The organism is Kitasatospora sp. NPDC058218, from assembly GCF_042882445.1.
Taxonomy (GTDB): Bacteria; Actinomycetota; Actinomycetes; order Streptomycetales; family Streptomycetaceae; genus Kitasatospora.
In genome coordinates this window covers 49876-68526 of the sequence record NZ_JBHVWC010000027.1, presented here as the reverse complement: position 1 = coordinate 68526, position 18651 = coordinate 49876, and the positions used below count along the sequence as shown (strand labels likewise).

The 18651-nt window shown below is 73.2% G+C and carries 19 protein-coding genes; all 19 read left to right on the top strand.

From position 1 onward, the window contains the following. Positions 1-181: 181 nt before the first annotated feature. The 19 genes from prcB (at position 182) to ACFVYI_RS18840 (ending at position 18573) form a co-directional block, all read left to right on the top strand. The gene (gene prcB, locus ACFVYI_RS18930; RefSeq protein ID WP_387886797.1) at positions 182-1024 is read left to right on the top strand and encodes a proteasome subunit beta; all 843 of its coding nucleotides are present in this window, start codon (positions 182-184) and stop codon (positions 1022-1024) included. 30 nt (positions 1025-1054) lie between these two features. Next, positions 1055-1822 carry a proteasome subunit alpha gene (gene prcA, locus ACFVYI_RS18925; RefSeq protein ID WP_387886795.1) on the top strand — a complete coding sequence of 256 codons (768 nt, stop codon included), beginning with the start codon at positions 1055-1057 and terminating at the stop codon, positions 1820-1822. Between the two features lie 275 nt (positions 1823-2097). Further along, positions 2098-3459, top strand: coding sequence for a Pup--protein ligase (gene pafA, locus ACFVYI_RS18920; protein WP_387886793.1), 1362 nt, complete (start codon positions 2098-2100; stop codon positions 3457-3459). Positions 3460-3627: 168 nt separating this feature from the next. Next, positions 3628-4575, top strand: a complete 948-nt coding sequence (locus ACFVYI_RS18915; protein WP_387886790.1) for an FKBP-type peptidyl-prolyl cis-trans isomerase — start codon at positions 3628-3630, stop codon at positions 4573-4575. A gap of 217 nt (positions 4576-4792) precedes the next feature. Further along, positions 4793-6115 carry an FKBP-type peptidyl-prolyl cis-trans isomerase gene (locus tag ACFVYI_RS18910; protein ID WP_387886787.1) on the top strand — a complete coding sequence of 441 codons (1323 nt, stop codon included), beginning with the start codon at positions 4793-4795 and terminating at the stop codon, positions 6113-6115. A gap of 162 nt (positions 6116-6277) precedes the next feature. Next, complete coding sequence (locus ACFVYI_RS18905; protein ID WP_387886784.1) at positions 6278-6652, top strand: FKBP-type peptidyl-prolyl cis-trans isomerase; 375 nt, start codon at positions 6278-6280, stop codon at positions 6650-6652. Positions 6653-6820: 168 nt separating this feature from the next. Continuing rightward, positions 6821-7855: a helix-turn-helix transcriptional regulator gene (locus ACFVYI_RS18900; protein ID WP_387886782.1), complete on the top strand. Its 1035-nt coding sequence runs from the start codon at positions 6821-6823 to the stop codon at positions 7853-7855. Next, positions 7852-8823, top strand: coding sequence for a helix-turn-helix transcriptional regulator (locus ACFVYI_RS18895; RefSeq protein ID WP_387886780.1), 972 nt, complete (start codon positions 7852-7854; stop codon positions 8821-8823). The genes ACFVYI_RS18900 and ACFVYI_RS18895 overlap by 4 nt, the downstream gene beginning before the upstream one ends. A 3-nt stretch (positions 8824-8826) precedes the next feature. Further along, positions 8827-9069, top strand: a complete 243-nt coding sequence (locus tag ACFVYI_RS18890; protein ID WP_387886779.1) for a hypothetical protein — start codon at positions 8827-8829, stop codon at positions 9067-9069. A 60-nt stretch (positions 9070-9129) separates the two neighbouring features. Further along, positions 9130-9306, top strand: coding sequence for a hypothetical protein (locus tag ACFVYI_RS18885; RefSeq protein ID WP_387886776.1), 177 nt, complete (start codon positions 9130-9132; stop codon positions 9304-9306). Between the two features lie 235 nt (positions 9307-9541). Further along, complete coding sequence (gene tatA, locus ACFVYI_RS18880) at positions 9542-9841, top strand: Sec-independent protein translocase subunit TatA (RefSeq protein ID WP_387886775.1); 300 nt, start codon at positions 9542-9544, stop codon at positions 9839-9841. Between the two features lie 141 nt (positions 9842-9982). Beyond that, positions 9983-10873, top strand: a complete 891-nt coding sequence (gene tatC / locus ACFVYI_RS18875) for a twin-arginine translocase subunit TatC (protein ID WP_387886880.1) — start codon at positions 9983-9985, stop codon at positions 10871-10873. Positions 10874-10994: 121 nt separating this feature from the next. Further along, a complete protein-coding gene (locus ACFVYI_RS18870) occupies positions 10995-12158 on the top strand; it encodes an NAD(P)/FAD-dependent oxidoreductase (RefSeq protein WP_387886773.1) in 1164 nt (387 codons plus the stop codon). A gap of 115 nt (positions 12159-12273) precedes the next feature. After that, complete coding sequence (locus ACFVYI_RS18865; RefSeq protein ID WP_387886772.1) at positions 12274-12618, top strand: (2Fe-2S)-binding protein; 345 nt, start codon at positions 12274-12276, stop codon at positions 12616-12618. Further along, positions 12599-14071, top strand: coding sequence for an NAD(P)/FAD-dependent oxidoreductase (locus tag ACFVYI_RS18860; protein WP_387886770.1), 1473 nt, complete (start codon positions 12599-12601; stop codon positions 14069-14071). Before ACFVYI_RS18865 ends, ACFVYI_RS18860 begins: the two co-directional genes overlap by 20 nt. 118 nt (positions 14072-14189) lie before the next feature. Next, the gene (locus ACFVYI_RS18855; protein WP_387886878.1) at positions 14190-15053 is read left to right on the top strand and encodes a dihydrodipicolinate synthase family protein; all 864 of its coding nucleotides are present in this window, start codon (positions 14190-14192) and stop codon (positions 15051-15053) included. Between the two features lie 90 nt (positions 15054-15143). Next, positions 15144-16148 (top strand): proline racemase family protein, encoded by a 1005-nt coding sequence (locus ACFVYI_RS18850; protein ID WP_387886768.1) that lies wholly within the window; start codon positions 15144-15146, stop codon positions 16146-16148. A 23-nt stretch (positions 16149-16171) separates the two neighbouring features. Continuing rightward, positions 16172-17545, top strand: coding sequence for an aldehyde dehydrogenase family protein (locus tag ACFVYI_RS18845; RefSeq protein ID WP_387886876.1), 1374 nt, complete (start codon positions 16172-16174; stop codon positions 17543-17545). Further along, positions 17545-18573, top strand: a complete 1029-nt coding sequence (locus tag ACFVYI_RS18840) for a proline racemase family protein (protein WP_387886766.1) — start codon at positions 17545-17547, stop codon at positions 18571-18573. Before ACFVYI_RS18845 ends, ACFVYI_RS18840 begins: the two co-directional genes overlap by 1 nt. The last annotated feature ends 78 nt before the right edge of the window (positions 18574-18651 follow it).

The window sequence follows — 18651 nt, the reverse complement described above, 5'->3', positions numbered from 1 at the left end:
ACGCGACCGGTTCGGCCAATGTGCACCGGGAATTCCCCCGAAGGGCCGAGCGGCGGGGCGCGGGGGGGGGGGGCGCCCGCGCCCCCCCCCCCGCCCCGGTCCGGCCCACCACGCACGGACGGTGATCGTCGGCGGGTAGGGTGCGGGCAGCGTGCGCTTCAAGCTACCTGGAAGGAATCGTGTGGAAGCCAACACTCGTGGCACCGGGCGTCTACCGGCTGCCTTCCTGACCCCGGGGTCCTCCTCGTTCCTCGAATTCCTGGCCGACCACCAGCCGGAGCTGATCCCCGGTCGCCGGGAGCTGCCCGCGGGGGCGGTCATCGAGGCCCCGCACGGGACGACGATCGTCGCGGCGGTGTTCGACGGCGGCGTGGTCATCGCCGGTGACCGCCGCGCGACCATGGGCAACGTGATCGCCCAGCGCGACATCGAGAAGGTCTTCCCGGCCGACGAGTACAGCGCGGTGGGCATCGCCGGCACCGCCGGGCTCGCGGTCGAGATGGTCCGGCTCTTCCAACTGGAGCTGGAGCACTACGAGAAGATCGAGGGCGCCGTGCTCTCGCTGGAGGGCAAGGCCAACCGCCTCACCACCATGATCCGGGGCAACCTCGGCATGGCGATGCAGGGCCTCGCGGTGGTCCCACTCTTCGCCGGCTACGACCTCGACCTCGGCCGCGGCCGGATCTTCACCTACGACGTCACCGGCGGCCGCTCCGAGGAGCGCGGGTTCGCCGCCACCGGCTCCGGCTCGGTCTTCGCCCGCGGTTCGCTGAAGAAGCTCTACCGCGCGGACCTGACCTCCCAGCAGGCCTCCACCCTGGTCGTCCAGGCGCTCTACGACGCGGCTGACGACGACTCCGCCACCGGCGGTCCGGACCTCGCCCGGAAGATCTTCCCGATCGTCTCGCTGATCACCGAGGACGGCTTCCGCCGGCTCACCGAGGCCGAGGTCTCCGCGATCGCCGTCTCGATCACCGACGAGCGCCTCATCCACCCCAACGGCCCGCAGGCCCCGCTGCTCTAGCCACACCTACCAAGGAAGGGACGACCGCCGGTGTCGACACCGTTCTACGTCTCGCCCCAGCAGGCCATGGCGGACCGCGCGGAGTACGCCCGCAAGGGCATCGCGCGCGGTCGCAGCGTGGTCGTGCTCACCTACGTCGACGGCATCGTCTTCGTCGCGGAGAACACCTCGCGGGCGCTCCACAAGGTCTCCGAGATCTACGACAAGATCGCCTTCGCGGCGGTCGGCCGCTACAACGAGTTCGAGAACCTGCGCATCGGCGGCGTCCGCTACGCCGACCTGCGCGGCTACTCCTACGACCGGGCCGACGTCACCGCCCGGGGCCTGGCCAACGTCTACGCCCAGACGCTCGGCACCATCTTCTCCTCGGTCGGCGAGAAGCCGTACGAGGTCGAGCTCATCGTGGCCGAGGTCGGCCGCACCCCGGACGAGGACCAGATCTACCGGCTCACCCCGGACGGTTCGGTCGTCGACGAGAAGAACTACGTGGTGGTCGGCGGCAACGCCGACTCGATCGGCAACTACCTGGGCCAGCGCCACCGCAGCGGGCTGTCCCTGACCGACGCGATCAAGGTGGCGGTGGACTCCCTCGCCCGGGACCCCAACGGCGGCAGCCCGCGCACCCTGACCCCCGAGCAGCTGGAGGTGGCGGTCCTGGACCGCCAGCGCTTCCAGCAGCGCAAGTTCAAGCGCATCCTGGGCGGCCAGCTCGCCCGGCTGCTCGACGGCGACGAGTCCGCCGAGACGGACGACGACGAGAAGCCGGCGGCCGCCCCGCCGGCGGACCCGTCGGAGTAAGCAGTGCCCGTGGAGTCCCCGTACGACGGCGGTCGCCCGCCGTCGTACGGGACTCCCCTCGGAGGTCCTCCCAGAGAATGGATGCCTCGTGACTCCTCCCCAACGGTCGAGACCGCGGGGCTTCAAGCCGACCTGACGGCCGGCCCCGGACAAGCCCTGCCCGCTGCCGAAGCAGGGGATCAGCCCATGAGGCCAGCTGCGGCCCGGCGCCGCAGAGTTCAGGATCCCGATCCGCGCACCGGCCACAGCCGGTGATTCCTTCGAGAGAAGGTGCCATGGACCGCCGAATTTTCGGGCTGGAGAACGAGTACGGCGTCACCTGCACGTTCCGGGGTCAGCGACGGCTGTCACCGGACGAGGTGGCGCGCTACCTCTTCCGCCGCGTTGTCTCCTGGGGCCGCAGCAGCAACGTGTTCCTGCGCAACGGTGCCCGCCTCTACCTCGACGTGGGCTCCCACCCGGAGTACGCCACCCCCGAGTGCGACGACGTCGTCGAGCTGGTCACGCACGACAAGGCGGGCGAGCGCATCCTCGAAGGGCTCCTGGTGGACGCCGAGCGGCGGCTGCACGAGGAGGGCATCGCGGGGGACGTCTACCTGTTCAAGAACAACACCGACTCGGCCGGCAACTCCTACGGCTGCCACGAGAACTACCTGGTGGCCCGGCACGGAGAGTTCTCCCGGCTGGCCGACGTGCTGATCCCGTTCCTGGTGACCCGCCAGCTGATCTGCGGTGCCGGCAAGGTGCTGCAGACCCCGCGCGGCGCGGTGTTCTGCGTCAGCCAGCGCGCCGAGCACATCTGGGAGGGCGTCAGCTCCGCGACCACCCGCTCCCGCCCGATCATCAACACCCGCGACGAGCCGCACGCCGACGCCGAGCGCTACCGCCGGCTGCACGTCATCGTCGGCGACTCCAACATGTCCGAGACCACCACCCTGCTCAAGGTCGGCGCCACCGACCTGGTGCTCCGGCTGATCGAGGCCGGCGTGGTGATGCGCGACCTCACCCTGGAGAACCCGATCCGGGCGATCCGCGAGGTCAGCCACGACCTCACCGGCACCCACCAGGTCCGGCTCGCCAACGGCCGGGAGGCCAGCGCGCTGGACATCCAGGAGGAGTACTACAGCAAGGCGCTGGAGTTCGCCGACCGCAAGGGCATCAACACCGGCACCATCGCCCAGGTGCTGGACCTCTGGGGCCGCACCCTGGAGGCCGTCCGCACCGAGCGGCTGGACGGGGTGGCCACCGAGATCGACTGGATCATGAAGTACAAGCTCATCGAGCGCTACCGCGAGAAGCACCAGATGAGCATGTCCAACCCGCGGGTGGCCCAGATCGACCTCGCGTACCACGACATCCACCGCCGGCGCGGCCTGTTCTACCTGCTCCAGGGCAAGGGCCAGGCGAAGCGGATGACCACCGACCTCAAGACCTTCGAGGCCAAGTCCGTCCCGCCGCAGACCACCCGGGCCCGGCTGCGCGGGGACTTCATCCGCCGGGCGCAGGAGCAGCGCCGGGACTTCACGGTCGACTGGGTGCACCTGAAGCTGAACGACCAGGCGCAGCGGACGGTGCTCTGCAAGGACCCGTTCCGTTCGGTGGACGAGCGGGTGGAGAAGCTGATCGCGGGGATGTGAGGTCGAGCGGTCCCGTTGTGATCTTTGCGGTGTCCGGCCCCGGCGGTGTCTACCGGGGCCGGACACCGTCGGGGAATACGCTGTCCGTCGAGTCCGGAGAACCGACTTTGACCGACAGTTAGGATCGCCGTGCGCCGCTCCGCCGGTTTGCTTCTCACCCTGCCCCTGTTGCTGGCGGTCGCCTGCAGCAGCTCGACCAAGGCGACCAGCCCGGCGACGCCCACGGTGTCCAGCGCGGCCCCCACCGTGCCCGCGCCGGTGAACGAGGCCGCGCCGATGCCGACCCTGTCGGGCGGCGGGTTCGGGAGCAAGGCCACCATCACCATCCCGGACGCGGCGCCCAGCGGTCAGTTCGTGGTGAACACCGTCAGTGAGGGCGACCGCTCCACGGTCAACAAGGGCGACTGGGTGACGGTGAACTACTCGGCCAAGGACTGGACGACCGGCAAGGACCTGCCCAGCTCCTACGACGAGGGCGGCAAGCCGCAGCTGTACCAGGCGGGCAGCGGGCAGCTGGTGCCCGCCTTCGACCAGAGCGTGATCGGCAAGAAGGTCGGCAGCCGGCTGCTGGTGGTGGCCCCGCCGGCCGCCGCGTTCGGCACCCAGGGCAACGGCCAGCTCGGGGTCGGTCCCGGCGACACGGTGGTGTTCGTGCTGGACATCATGGAGAGCCTGCCGCAGGACTCCACCCTCTCCGGCGCCATGACCCAGCCGCCGGCGAACCTCCCGCAGGTGAAGGACAACGGCAAGGCCGCCGTGACGATCACCATCCCGCCCGGCCAGGCCGCGCCCACCGACCTCCAGCAGGCGGTGCTGATCAAGGGCGAGGGCAAGCCGGTGAAGTCCGGGCAGACCCTCGTCGTGCAGTACACCGGGGTGCTCTGGAGCAACGGCCAGCAGTTCGACTCCTCCTGGAGCCACGGCGGCGCGCAGGCGCTGCAGATCGGCACCGGCAGCGTGATCGAGGGCTGGGACAAGGGCCTGGTCGGTCAGACCGTCGGCAGCCGGGTGGAGCTGGTGGTGCCGCCCGCCCTCGGCTACAAGGACCAGGCGCAGGGCTCCGTCCCGCCGAACTCGACGCTGGTCTTCGTGATCGACATTCTCGAGGCGGTCTGAGCCGCCGGACCCCTGTCAGGTGACGGGTGGGGTCCGTACGCTTGGGCGGGCGCTCGCACACGGAAGCGTCCGCCCTCATCCTGACCTGTCATACTGCCCTCGCACTGTGGTAGGCGCCGTCGGCGTCCGGGCTCCGGGCGGCAGTGCGACAGCACTCCGGCGCTCACCACGCCGGCCGTAGACCTCGAAGACCTCGTGGCGAGATGGATGGGGAGTCATGTCTGAGAAAGCGTCGAGCCCGGGCGGGGCCGGCACCGCGAACGGAAACTCCGCCGGTGACCCGGCCGACTCGCGGCCCGGTGGCCCGCTGCCCGGCGACGGCGAGTCGATCGTCGTACCGCCGTCGATCCTGAAGCACTCGCCGGGCTGGGCCCAGCCCGGCGAAGCCGGCCAGGCGAAGCGGAGCGCGGGCGGGACGAAGACCGACGAGACCCCGCAGATCTTCGCCTCGAACGTGCGCCGCCAGGACACCTCGGAGGCCGGGTACGACGAGAACCCGCCCGGTGTCGGCAGGCTCGGTGTGATCCTGGGCACCGTCCTGGCGGTGCTGCTGGTCGGCAGCGGGATCACGCTGTACGTCGTGAACCGCGACGGCGGCTCCAAGGCGGACACCTCGGCCAAGGCGGACGCCGCCAAGTCCGCGCCGCCGACGCCGTCCGCCGAGCCGGTGCCGCCGATCAAGGACAGCGCCAAGGTGCTGCCGACCATCACCGGCGAGTTCGGCAAGAAGGCCACCATCGAGGTGCCCGGCGAGCAGGCCGACGGCAGCTTCGTGGTGAAGGTCCTGTCCGAGGGCAGCGGTCCCAAGGTCGAGAAGAACTCCTGGACCTCGGTCGACTACACGGCCAAGGACTGGACGACCGGCAAGGACATCCCGAGCTCGTACGACGAGTCGGGCAAGCCGCAGATCTTCCAGGCCGGCACCGACGCGCTGATCCCGGCGCTCGACCAGGCCGTGGTCGGGAAGAAGGCCGGCAGCCGGGTGCTCGTGGTGGCCCCGCCGGCCGCCGCGTTCGGCGCCCAGGGCAACCCGAACATGTCGATCGGGGCCAAGGACAACCTTGTCTTCGTCATCGACATCCGCAACAGCAACGCGCCCGACGCCGTGGTCAGCGGCACCGTGACCCCGCCGCCCGCGGACTTCCCGCAGGTGAAGGACAACGGCAAGAAGCCGGCCGACATCACCCCGGTGGCCGGCGCCGCCGACCCGACCGAGCTCAAGAGCCACGTCCTGATCAAGGGCACCGGCCCCAAGGTCGAGAAGGGCGAGAAGGTCGTCGTCCAGTACACCGGCGCGCTGTTCAAGGACGGCAAGGTCTTCGACTCCTCGCTGAGCAAGGGCCAGGCCTTCTCCTTCCCGGTCGGTGGCGGCCAGGTCATCGCGGGCTGGGACCAGGGCCTGGAGGGTCAGACCGTCGGCAGCCGGGTCGAGCTGGTCATCCCCGCCTCGCTGGGCTACAAGGACCAGGCGCAGGGCGACATCCCGGCCAACTCCACCCTGGTGTTCGTGGTCGATATTCTCGATGCGGGTCAGGGCTGATCCACTTTCGGGTGACAATGGTGGGCGTGTGACCTTCGGGGCCGGCCGCGTGGCCGAGCCCGAACGGGCGGCGGGCGCCCGTACCGTGGTCCGGGTAACGGACCGGGGTGCGGGCGCCCGCCGCTTGGTCATGGATCGAAACCATCGTGAGAAGAGGCAGTAGTGAGCAACAAGACGAAGCCGGAGATCGACTTCCCGATCGGCGACGCGCCGACCGACCTGCAGATCCGCGACATCGAGGTCGGCACCGGCGAGGAGGCCAAGCCGGGCCAGGTCGTCGAGGTCCACTACGTCGGTGTCACCTTCGCTTCCGGCGAGGAGTTCGACGCCAGCTGGAACCGCGGCAGCAGCTTCAAGTTCCCGCTCGGCGCCGGCCGCGTCATCAAGGGCTGGGACCAGGGCGTCGTCGGCATGAAGGTCGGCGGCCGCCGCGAGCTGGTCATCCCGGCGCACCTGGCGTACGGCAACCAGTCGCCGTCCCCGCTCATCCCGGCGGGCTCGACGCTGATCTTCGTCGTCGACCTGCTGGGCGTCTGAGCCGGTCGTGACCCAGGGCCGCACCCCCACCCCGGGGGTGCGGCCCCACGCGTTTACGGACTCGGCTTTTGCAGTGCGTACCGCTACCGGTACGGTCGGTCCCGCCGGGTCGACCACTGCCCGGCGGGCGCACCCCGCGCGCGGCGCGGCACACCGGAAGGGTCAGCGATGGCGATCGCCAAGGCAGAGCGGCTGATGAATCTCGCCCTGTGCCTGATGAACACCAGACGGCCGCTCTCCAAGAAGGAGCTGCGGGAATCCATCGAGGCGTACCGCGAGGCCTGGCAGAACAGCAGCGAGGACGCCTTCAACCGGATGTTCGAGCGGGACAAGGACGACCTGCGCGAACTCGGTCTGGTCATCGACGTCGACGAGAACGCCCTCGACGGCGAACTCGGCTACCTCGCCCGCGCCGACCGCAACCGCCTGCCGGAGATCGCCCTCGACGCCGAGGAGGCCGCCGCGCTCACCCTCGCCGCCCGGGTCTGGCAGCAGGCCAAGATGTCCGGCGCGGCCAGCGGAGCCCTGCAGAAGCTGCGCGCCGCCGGCGTCCCGTTCACCGAGACCGAGGGCCGCACCGCCCTCGAACCGCGGATCCCCGCGCGCGAGACCGCGTTCGAACCGCTGCTCACCGCCGCCCGCGACCGCCGTCCGGTCACCTTCGAGTACCGCAAGGCCGGTGCCGCCGCCGTCGAGCAGCGCACCGTGGAGCCCTGGGCGCTGGAGTGCTGGCGCGGCCACTGGTACCTGGCGGGCTGGGACCGCGACCGCGCCGACGCCCGGGTCTTCCGGCTCAGCCGGATCACCGGCAAGGTCCGCACCCGCTCCGGCGCCTTCCTCGGCACCGTCCCCGAGCACGTCGACGTCCGGGCCACCGTCGCCAAGTTCGCCGGCGAGGGCGCCACCGCGACGGCGGTCGTCAAGGTCCGCCGCGGCGCCGGCTTCCCGCTGCGCACCAAGGCGCTGAGCACCCTTCCGCAGCCTGCGGCCGCAGGGAACTCCGGGGCCGACGAGGAGTGGGACGTGCTGGAGATCCCGTACGGCAACGGGCTCGGCGCCGACCTCGCCGAGTTCGGGCCGGACGTGCTGGTGCTCGGCCCGGAGGAGCTGCGCTCCGACGTGATCGAGCGGCTGCGCGCGGTGGCCGGGGCGGGCGCCGTCGACGGCGGCGCGGTGGAGAGTGCTGAAGGAGTGCGGGCATGAGCAACGCGATCGACCAGACCCGGCGGATGCTGTCGCTGGTCACCTACCTGCGCGAGCGGCCCGGCGCCGAGGTGGCCGAGGTGGCCCGGGCCTTCGGCATCACCGAGCGCGAGCTGATCGGCGACCTCAACGTCCTGCCGATGTGCGGCACCAGCTTCCGCGGCGGCGACCTGCTCGACATCGACACCGACGGCGAGCGGATCTGGTGGCACAACGTCGACGACGTCGCCCAGCCGCTGCGGCTGGCCGCCGACGAGGCGACCGCGCTGCTGGTCGCCGCCCGCGCGGTGGCGGGCCTGCCCGGTCTGCGGGCCGGTGACCGGGAGGCGCTCACCAGGGCCGTCGCCAAGATCGAGAACGCCGCCGGGGACAGTGCCGAGGGCAGCGCCCGGGTCGGCGTCACCTTCGAGGCGGAGAGCCACGTCTTCGCCGACATCGACCGCGCGCTCAGCGAGGGCCGGCGGCTCTGGCTGCGCTACTACTCGCACGGGCGCGGCGGCATGACCGAGCGCGAGGTCGACCCGATCCGGCTGCTCACCGAGGGCCACACCTATCTCGAGGCCTGGTGCCGGACCTCCGAGGACCACCGGATGTTCCGGCTCGACCGGGTCGCCGAGATCCGGGTGCTGGACGTCCCCTCCGACCCGCCCCGGCGTGAGCCGCGCGACCTCTCGGGCGGGCTGGTCAACCCGTCCGCCAACGACCCCGAGGTGGTCGTCGAGGTGTCCTCCGGCGGGCGCTGGGTGGCCGAGTACTACACCCACGACCGTGCCGAGGAACTGCCGGACGGCGGGCTGCGGATCACCCTGCGCAGCGCCGACCCGTCCCAGCTGCGCCCGCTGGCGCTGCGGCTGGGCCGGGACGGGCGGATCGTCTCGCCGCCGGCGCTCGCCGAGCAGGCGCGGTCGGCGGCGCTGGAGGCGCTGGCCGCCTACCAGGAGACGGTCGGCGGGCAGGGGCAGGTCTGAGCCGTGGAGCCGGGTACCAGATTCAAGGTCTACTGCTCGCAGTGCCGGGAGAAGGTGGAGCTGCCCGCGGAGGAGTTCCGCCTCACCCTCGGGCGGACGCCGGCCCAGGCGCACTACAGCTTCGGCTGCCCGCTCTGCGGGGCGTCGGTCCGCAAGCCGGCGGGGGAGAAGATCGTGTCGGCGCTGACCGGCGCCGGGGTGCGGACGATGCGGTTGGTGCCGGCCGGGGGTTCCACGCAGGGGTGAGCGCCGGGCCGGGCGCCGGCGGGGCCGGTTCGGTCCGGCCCGGCGGATAGGGTGGTGGCCATGTCCTGGATGCTCGTCGCCGCCGTCCTGCTCGCCACCGCCGGTCTGCTGGTCCTCGGCGTTCTCGCGATCCGGCTCTGGCTGGACGTGCGGACGCTGGCCGAGGGAGTGGACGAGGCCTCCCGGGCGCTGGCCGAGGCGGCCGGCGATCTCGCGGCGGCGGTTCCCGGGCGCTGAGCGGTTCGCCGGCAGCGGCCGGTTCGGCCGGGAACCGGCGGCGGTCAGCGGCACCTCAGGGGTACGGGGGCTGCTGCCCGGAGGTTCGGGCGGGTTACGCTCTCAGATGGCTCCTGAAAGTGCGACGGGGGCCGCTGTCCTGTTCGGGCGGCCGTCGTCAGGGCGTCATCCGCAGCGGTTACCATCCCCGCAGCGGGCGGCCCGCCGGTGCCGCCATGACTGAAGGTGGTCGAACATGCGGATCTCGCCGACCGCGATCCTGGTGATCGTGGTTCTTGCCATTCTGCTCTTCGGCGCCAAGCGACTGCCCGATCTGGCGCGTTCGCTCGGCCAGTCGATGCGGATCCTGAAGAGCGAGACCAAGGCGATGCGTTCGGACGGCGCCGCGGACGAGAGCGCGCCGGCCCAGCCCGCGCCCGCCGTGGCGGCGGAGACCGCGAAGACGATCCAGGCCGCCCCGGGGGCGTCCGGGACGGCCCGGCCGGTGGCCGAGCAGCCCGCGGGGACGGGAACGGACGGCGGCGGCCCGCGTTGAGCGGTCCGCGACGCACGTGGCGCACGTGACGTACGCGACTATTGAGGCCCGTCGACCGGCGGGCCTCGACGCACGAGTTGAGGACCGGGGTTGAGCAAGCTCTCCAAGGCGTCGAAGGCGCCCAAGGATCCTGAGGGGCGGATGGCCCTCGCCGACCACCTGCGGGAACTGCGGAACCGCGTGGTCAAGTCGGTCCTGGCGATCGTGGTCGTCACGATCGTCGCGGCGGTCTACCACAAGCAGCTCGAGGACTTCCTGCTGAAGCCGCTGCCGCACTGCACGCCGGAGACCGCCGGCCAGTTCCACGGCAAGTGCGCCCAGGTCTCCAACATCGGTCTGACCGCCGGTTTCACCTGGATGCTCAAGGTGGCGCTGACGGCCGGTGTGGTCGCGGCCGTTCCGGTCTGGCTCTACCAGGTCTGGGCCTTCGTCGCGCCGGGCCTGCACCGGCACGAGAAGAAGTACACGGTCATCTTCATGGCCTGCGGGGCGCCGCTCTTCCTGGCCGGCGTGACCTGCGCCATCCTGGTGCTGCCGACCACGGTGGACGTGCTGATCTCGTTCACCCCGAACAACACCACGCCGATCCTGCCGCCCGAGGACTACCTCGACATCGCCACCCGGATGGTGCTGGTCTTCGGCCTGGCCTTCGAGTTCCCGCTGCTGCTGGTGATGCTGAACATGGTCGGCATGGTCACCGGCAAGCGGCTGCTCGGCTGGTGGCGCGGCATGGTGCTGGCCATCACCGTCTTCGCCGCCTTCGCGACGCCGAGCGCCGAGCCCGTCAGCATGCTGGTGCTGGCCGCGCCGATCTGGGCGCTGTACTTCGTCGCGGTCGGGATCGCCATCGTGAACGACCGGCGCAAGGCCCGTCGCAACCCGGACCTCGGGCTGGACGACGAGGAGGCGTCGCACCTGGACCTCTCGGTGCAGCCGGTGGCCGGGGCGGAGGCCGTGGAGGCCTCCAACGCGCCGATGGCCAGTGCGCCGGTGCCGGCCGCCCGGCACGAGCAGATGGACGACATCACGTGATGAGGTGAACCGCCTCTGAACCCCGGCCCGCCGCTTCCCGGCGGGCCGGGGTTTTTGCGTGGAGAGGACCGTCCGGCGGGGCGGCCTTGGCAGGCGCGATGGCATGTGACATATTACTGCCGTGTCCAAGCCTCAGAGACCTCCCCTGGATGTCGTCGTGGTCGGCGCCGGCGTGGTCGGCGCCGCCTGCGCCTACTACGCCGCCCGAGCCGGGCTCGCCGTCGCCGTCATCGACCGCGGTCCGGTCGCGGGCGGTACCACCGGCGCCGGGGAGGGCAACCTGCTGGTCTCCGACAAGGAGCCCGGGCCCGAGCTCGACCTCGCACTGCTCTCCACCCGGCTCTGGCGAGAACTCGCCGAGGAGTTCGGCGCCGCCGTCGAGTACGAGCCCAAGGGCGGCCTGGTGGTGGCCAGCACCCCCGCCCGTCAGGACGCCCTGCGCGCCTTCGCCGCCGATCAGGCGACGGTCGGCGTCACCGCCGAGGAGATCCCCGGCGAGCGGTTGCGCGAGCTCGAACCGCACCTCGCCCCCGGGCTGGCCGGCGGATTCCTCTACCCGCAGGACGCCCAGGTCCAGCCCGCCCTGGCCGCCGCGCACCTGCTGCGCGCCGCCCGCCGCGAAGGCGCCGTGCTGTACACCGGCGAGACCGTCCGGGCGGTGACCCTCGGGTCGGACGGCGCCGTGCGCGGCGTCGTCACCGACCGGCGCCGGCTGGCGGCGCCCGCCGTGGTCAACGCCGCCGGCACCTGGGGCGGCGAGCTGGCCGCGCTGGCGGGAGTGCACCTGCCGGTGCTGCCCAGGCGGGGCTTCGTCCTGGTGACCGAGCCGCTGCCGCGGATCGTCCGGCGCAAGGTCTACGCCGCCGACTACGTCGCGGACGTGGCCAGCGGTTCGGCCGCGCTGCAGACCTCGGCGGTGGTCGAGGGCACCCCCGGCGGCCCGGTGCTGATCGGCGCCAGCCGGGAGCGGGTCGGCTTCGACCGGACCCTCTCGGTGGAGGTGCTGCACCGGCTCGCCGCGCAGGCCGCGGCGCTCTTCCCGGTTCTCGCCGACGTCAGCGTGCTCCGTGCCTACCGGGGCTTCCGCCCGTACCTGCCGGACCACCTGCCCGCGATCGGCGCCGACCCACGGGTGCCGGGGCTCCACCACGCCTGCGGCCACGAGGGCGCGGGCATCGGGCTGGCCCCGGCGACCGGGCTGCTGATCACCGAGCAGCTCACCGGCAAGCAGCCGGAGCTGGATCTCTCGCCGTTCCGGCCGGACCGGTTCCCGGTCGGGGAGTGAACGGGGCGGGGGCGGGCCGGCACGCCGCCGGTACGCCCGGGGCCGCCGGTGGCCCCCCGAACGCGGGGCGGACGAGTGGCGCGGGCGCGCCACGGTGGATCAGAGGAACTTCGGAATGGAGAACGCGCGGATGAACCCGCCGATGCAACGCCGGACCCCGGCCGGGCTGGTCGGGGCGGAGCCGGGACCCGCCCACACCATCGACTTCGACGGCCGGCCGGTGCCCGCACTGCCCGGGCAGTCCGTCGCCGCCGCGCTCTGGGCCGACGGCGTGCTGGCCTGGCGCACCACCCGGGTCGGCGGCAAGCCGCGCGGGGCGTTCTGCGGGATCGGCGCCTGCTTCGACTGCCTGGCCGTCGTGGACGGCCGCCCCAACCAGCGCACCTGTCTGCTGCCGGCCGAGCCCGGCACCGTCGTCACCACCCAGGAGGGCAACGGCCGTGCCGACCTCGCCGTCTGAACCGTTCGAGCCCTTCGAGCCGGCCGAGGAGCCCGGGGCGTCCGGGCTCCGCGGCCGCCGCACCTACGACCTCGCCGTGATCGGAGCCGGCCCGGCGGGTCTCGCCGCGGCCGTGGCCGCCGCCGACCTCGGGCTGAGCTGCGCCCTGCTCGACGCCGGCCCGAGCACCGGTGGCCAGTACTACCGCCACCCCGCACCCGGCCTGGGCGCCACCCGCCCCGACCGGCTGCACCACGGCTGGTCCGTCTACACCGGCCTGGCCGACCGGCTCGCGGTGCACCGCAGGACCGGCCGGGTCGACCTCCTGGCCGGCCACCAGGTCTGGGCGCTGGAGCGCCCCGGCGACACCGCCTGGGCGGTGCACGCCACGGTGGGGCCGGAGGCCGCCGACCGGGCCACCGTCCGGGCCGCCGCCGTCCTGCTGGCCACCGGCGCGTACGAGCGGCAGCTGCCGTTCCCCGGCTGGACGCTGCCCGGGGTGGTCACCGCGGGTGGCGCGCAGGCCATGCTCAAGTCCGGCCTGGTGCTGCCGGGCCGGCGGATCGTGGTGGCTGGCAGCGGGCCGCTGCTGCTCGCGGCGGCCTCCTCGCTGGTCACCGCGGGGGCGCAGGTGCCGGCCGTGGTCGAGGCCACCGACTACCTCGGCTACGCGCGGCGCCCCGACGTGCTGGCCGCCGTCCCGGCCAAGCTCGTCGAGGGCGCCGGGCACGGCGCCGCGCTGCTGCGCCACGGCGTCCGGCTGCGCCGCCGCAGCGCCGTGATCGAGGCGCACGGCACCGACCGGGTCACGGCCGTCACCGTCGCCCGGCTGGACGCCGACTGGCGGCCGGTGCCCGGCACCGAGCGCCGGATCGCCTGTGACGCGCTCGCCGTCGGCCACGGCCTGCTGCCGCAGATCGAGCTGGCCACCGAGCTGGGCGCCGGGACCAGGACGACGCCCGACGGTACGGTCGCGCTCGCGGTGGACTCCCGGCTGCGCACCACCCTCCCCGGTCTCTGGGCGGCCGGCGAGACCTGCGGCGTCGGCGGGGCCGACCTGGCGATCGCCGAGGGCGAGCTGGCCGCGCACGCGGTCGCCGGCGCGCCGGTCCGCACCGCCCTGCTGCGCCGCCGCTCCCGGCTGCGCGCCTTCGCCGAGCTGATGGCGGCGGCGCACCGGCCCGGTCCCGGCTGGACGCAGTGGCTGCGCCCGGACACCGATGTCTGCCGTTGCGAGGAAGTCCCGGTGGCCAAGATCACCGAGGCCGTGGAGGAGCTCGGCGCCGGCGACGCGCGGACCGTCAAGCTGCTCACCCGGGCCGGGATGGGCTGGTGCCAGGGCCGGATGTGCGGTCCGGCGGTGGCCTGCCTCTCCGGTGCCGGCGACGCGCGGGCGGACAGCCGTCCACTGTCCTGCCCCGTCCCGCTCTCGCAGCTCGCGGCCGGTCCGGGAACCGGACTGCCGCCGTCCTGAACCCGTGGCGCGGGGACACTTGTCTCCGCCCGCGCTCTCTAATAAAATGTCACACCTCACCAAGGAGTCATCTGTGTCCAACACCCCCCGCGACACCACCCGGCCCTGGCGCGGCATCATGGTCGCCACCACGATCCCGCTGCGCTCGGACCTCTCCGTCGACTACGACGCCTACGCCGAGCACGTCCGCTGGCTGATCGACTCGGGCTGTGACGGCGTCGTCCCCAACGGCTCGCTGGGCGAGTACCAGACCCTCACCGCCGAGGAGCGGGCCCGGATCGTCGAGGTCGCGGTCGAGGCCGCCGGCGACGGCTCCCGGGTCATGCCGGGCGTGGCCGCCTACGGCAGCGCCGAGTCCCGCCGCTGGACCGAGCAGGCCGCCGAGGCCGGCGCCGGCTCCGTCCTGCTGCTGCCGCCGAACGCCTACCGCGCCGACCGCGCCGCCGTCCGGTCCCACTACGCCGAGGTGGCCAAGGCCGGCCTGCCGATCGTCGCGTACAACAACCCGATCGACACCAAGGTCGACCTCGTCCCCTCGCTGCTCGCCGAGCTGCACGCGGCGGGCTCCATCGTCGCGGTCAAGGAGTTCAGCGGCGACGTCCGCCGCGCCTACGAGATCGCCGAGCTGGCCCCCGGGCTGGACCTGCTGATCGGCGCCGACGACGTGCTGCTGGAGCTGGCCCTCGCCGGTGCCGTCGGCTGGATCGCCGGCTACCCGAACGCGCTGCCGGCCGCGAGCGCCGCCCTGTACAAGGCGGCCGTCGCGCACGACCTGGACGTCGCGCTGCCGCTCTACAAGGCGCTGCACTCGCTGCTGCGCTGGGACTCCAAGACCGAGTTCGTCCAGGCGATCAAGCTCTCGATGGACATCGCCGGCCGCCCGGGCGGGCCCACCCGCGAGCCGCGGCTGCCGCTCAACCCGGAGATCGAGGCGGCCGTCCGCGCGGCCACCGAGAAGGCGCTGGCCGAGGGTCTCGGGTAACCGACACCGCTGCCATCGGGTGCGGCCGGCTGCTGGGGCAGCCGGCCCGGCCCGCCACCCCACCCACACCCCGACGGGAGCCGCAACCACATGCGCAGCCGCCACGTGTTCCACGCCGTCGACTCGCACACCGAGGGCATGCCGACCCGGGTCGTCACCGGCGGATTCGGCGTCATCCCGGGCGCCACCATGGCCGAGCGCCGTCTGCACTTCCAGCAGCACCTCGACCACTTCCGGACGCTGCTGATGTACGAGCCGCGCGGCCACGCCGCGATGAGCGGTGCGATCCTGCAGCCGCCGACGCGCCCGGACGCCGACTTCGGGGTGCTCTACATCGAGGTCTCCGGCCTGCTGCCGATGTGCGGCCACGGCACCATCGGCGTGGCCACCGTGCTGGTCGAGACCGGCATGGTCCCGGTGGTCGAGCCGGTCACCACCGTGCGGCTGGACACCCCCGCCGGGCTGGTGATCGCCGAGGTCCGGGTCGAGGACGGCGCCGCCACCGCGGTGACCATCCGCAACGTGCCCTCGTACTCCGTCGCCCTGGACCGCAAGATCGAGGTGCCCGGGTACGGCACGGTCGGCTACGACCTCGCGTACGGCGGCAACTTCTACGCCATCCTGCCGCTCGCCGAGTTCGGGCTGCCGTTCGAGCGCGAGCGCAAGCAGGACATCCTGGACGCCGGTCTGGCCCTGATGGACGCCATCAACGCCGGCCCGGACCGGCCGGTGCACCCCGAGGACCCGTCGATCCACAGCTGCCACCACGTCCAGCTGCTCGCCCCCGGCTCCACGGCCGAGCACTCCCGGCACGCGATGGCCATCCACCCCGGCTGGTTCGACCGCTCGCCCTGCGGCACCGGCACCTCCGCCCGGATGGCCCAGCTGCACGCCCGGGGCGAACTCCCGATCGGACGGGACTTCCGCAACGACTCCTTCATCGGGACGACCTTCACCGGCCGACTGGTGGAGGAGACCGAGGTGGCCGGGCGGCCCGCCGTCGTGCCCACCGTCACCGGACGGGCCTGGATCACCGGCACCGCCCAGTACTTCCTGGACCCGAGCGACCCGTTCCCGGCCGGGTTCCTGCTCTGAACTTCCTTGAACACCCTGAAGGGCTGCCTGCTGTGACGATCCTTTCGTACAACCCCGCCGATCCCGAGGACCTCGTGGTCAAGGTCGAAGCGCCCGGTGCCGAGGCCGTCCGGACCGCCGTCGCGCGGGCCCGGACCGCGCAGGCCGGGTGGCTCGCCGGCGGTGCCGGCGCCCGCTCCGCCGCGCTCACCCGGATCGCCGAGCTGGTCGAGGCGAACGCCGAGGAGCTGACGGCGCTGGTCGTCCGCGAGGTCGGCAAGCCGCTCGCGGAGGCGCGCGGCGAGGTCGCCCGCACCGCCGCGATCTGGCGCTACTACGCGCAGGCGCCGTTCGCGGCGTCCGGAGCCGTGCACGAGACCGCCGGCGGGCCCGGGCTGCTGCTCACCCGCCGCCGCCCGTACGGGGTGGCCGGGCTGATCACGCCGTGGAACTTCCCGCTGGCGATCCCCACCTGGAAGGCCGCCCCGGCGCTGGCCGTCGGCAACTCCGTGGTGCTCAAGCCGTCCTCGGAGGCGGTCGGCTGCGCGCTGCGGCTGGCCGAACTGGTCGCCGAGGCCGGTCTGCCCGCGGACGTCTTCACCGTGCTGCCGGGCGGCGGCGCGGAGGGCGGCGAGCTGGTCGCCGCCGCCGACGTGGTCTCGTTCACCGGTTCCACCGGGGTGGGCCGGCAGGTGGTCCGGACCGCGACCGAGCGTGGCACCCCGGTTCAGGCCGAACTCGGTGGGCTGAACGCGGCACTGGTCCTCCCGGACGCCGACATCGCGCAGGCCGCCGGCCACCTGGCCGCCGCGATCGCCGGGTACGCCGGGCAGAAGTGCACCGCCACCAGCCGGGTGATCGCCGTCGGCGCGGCGTACGAGCCGCTGAAGGCCGCACTGGTCAAGGCGCTGGCCCAGGTCGACGACGCGTCCTGCGGGCCGCTCATCAGCGCGGGCACCCGGGACGAGATCACCGCGGCCGTCGCCTCGGCCCGCGAGGCCGGGGCCGAGGTGCTGACCGGCGGCGGCGTGCCGGAGCGGAGCGGCTGGTACCTCGACCCGACCCTGGTCGCCGACGTGCCGGAGGACCACCCGCTGCGGCGTGAGGAGTTCTTCGGCCCGATCGCCGTGCTGCACGCGGCGGCCGACCTGGACGAGGCGATCGCGCTCGCCAACGACACCCCGTACACGCTGTCCGCCTCGGTGCACACCCGTGACCTGGACGTGGCGCTCGCCGCCGCCGACCGGCTGGACGCGGGCATGATCCGGGTCAACGCGCCCTCCAGCGGCGTCGACTTCCACCTGCCGTTCGGCGGCGCCAAGGGTGCCAGCCACGGTGACCGGGAGCAGGGCCAGGCGGCGCTGGACTTCTACACCGCCAGTCGCACCATCACCCTGCTGCCGGCGGGGAGTGCCTGATGGACGTGCGGACCGTGGACTACCACGCGGCCGGCGAACCGTTCCGGATCGTCCTCGACGGGACGCCGGCCATCCCCGGTGACAGCGTCGCCGAGCGGCGGGCCGTCGCGATCGGCGCGGGCGGCACGGCCACCGCGCCCCGGCCCGGCGCGCTCGACGACGTGCGGCGGCTGCTCGTCAGCGAGCCGCGCGGGCACGCCGGGATGTACGGCGGGTTCCTGGTGCCGCCGGACGACGACGAGGCGCACCTCGGGGTGCTCTTCTGGCACAAGGACGGCTACTCCACCGCGTGCGGCCACGGCACCATCGCGCTCGGCGCCTGGGCGGTCGACTCGGGGCTGGTCCAGGCCCCGGACGACGGGGTGGCCCGGGTGCGGATCGACGTCCCGTCCGGTCGGGTCACCGCGTCCGTCCACCGCGCCGGCGGGCGGACCACCGGGGTGACCTTCCGCAACGTGCCGGCCGTCGTCAGCGCGCAGAAGCTGCCCGTGCAGACCTCGCGCGGCACCGTCGAGGTGGCCGTCGCGCATGCGGGCGCCTGCTACGCCTCGGTGCCGGCCGCCGCGCTCGGGCTCACCGTCGAGACCGGGCTGCTGCCCGAACTCACCGCCGTCGGGCGGGAGATCCGCGCCGCCCTGGCCGACTCGCCGGCCGTCCGGCACCCGAGCGACCCGCGGCTCTCGGGCGTCTACGGGGTGATCCTGTACGACGAACTGCCCGACGACGGGGCGGGGCCGGCCCAGCGCAACGTCACCGTCTTCGCGGACGGGCAGATCGACCGCTCGCCCTGCGGCTCCGGCACGTCGGCGCGCCTGGCCGTGCTCGCCGCCGAGGGGCGGTTGGCACCGGGCGAGGAACTGCGCCACGAGTCGGTGATCGGGACGGTGTTCACCGGCCGGGTGCTCCCGGGCGGCGACCCGCTCGGCGCCGGCGTGGTCACCGAGGTCACCGGTACCGCCCACCGCACCGGCGAGCACACCTTCCTGCTCGACCCGGACGACACGCTGGGGACGGGGTTCCTGCTGTGACCTCCTCCCGCTCCGAACCCCTCCTGCTGCCCGGCGCGGCGACTGAGCCGCTCCAGAACGCCGCGCCGGGCGTCGCCC

Excerpts from the sequence above, each read along its gene's own strand:
- pafA (WP_387886793.1), top strand. The coding sequence starts at position 2,098 with ATGGACCGCCGAATTTTCGGGCTGGAGAACGAGTACGGCGTCACCTGC.
- ACFVYI_RS18910 (WP_387886787.1), top strand. The coding sequence starts at position 4,793 with ATGTCTGAGAAAGCGTCGAGCCCGGGCGGGGCCGGCACCGCGAACGGA.
- ACFVYI_RS18900 (WP_387886782.1), top strand. The coding sequence starts at position 6,821 with ATGGCGATCGCCAAGGCAGAGCGGCTGATGAATCTCGCCCTGTGCCTG.
- ACFVYI_RS18895 (WP_387886780.1), top strand. The coding sequence starts at position 7,852 with ATGAGCAACGCGATCGACCAGACCCGGCGGATGCTGTCGCTGGTCACC.
- ACFVYI_RS18885 (WP_387886776.1), top strand. The coding sequence starts at position 9,130 with ATGTCCTGGATGCTCGTCGCCGCCGTCCTGCTCGCCACCGCCGGTCTG.
- tatA (WP_387886775.1), top strand. The coding sequence starts at position 9,542 with ATGCGGATCTCGCCGACCGCGATCCTGGTGATCGTGGTTCTTGCCATT.
- tatC (WP_387886880.1), top strand. The coding sequence starts at position 9,983 with ATGGCCCTCGCCGACCACCTGCGGGAACTGCGGAACCGCGTGGTCAAG.
- ACFVYI_RS18865 (WP_387886772.1), top strand. The coding sequence starts at position 12,274 with ATGGAGAACGCGCGGATGAACCCGCCGATGCAACGCCGGACCCCGGCC.
- ACFVYI_RS18855 (WP_387886878.1), top strand. The coding sequence starts at position 14,190 with ATGGTCGCCACCACGATCCCGCTGCGCTCGGACCTCTCCGTCGACTAC.
- ACFVYI_RS18850 (WP_387886768.1), top strand. The coding sequence starts at position 15,144 with ATGCGCAGCCGCCACGTGTTCCACGCCGTCGACTCGCACACCGAGGGC.
- ACFVYI_RS18840 (WP_387886766.1), top strand. The coding sequence starts at position 17,545 with ATGGACGTGCGGACCGTGGACTACCACGCGGCCGGCGAACCGTTCCGG.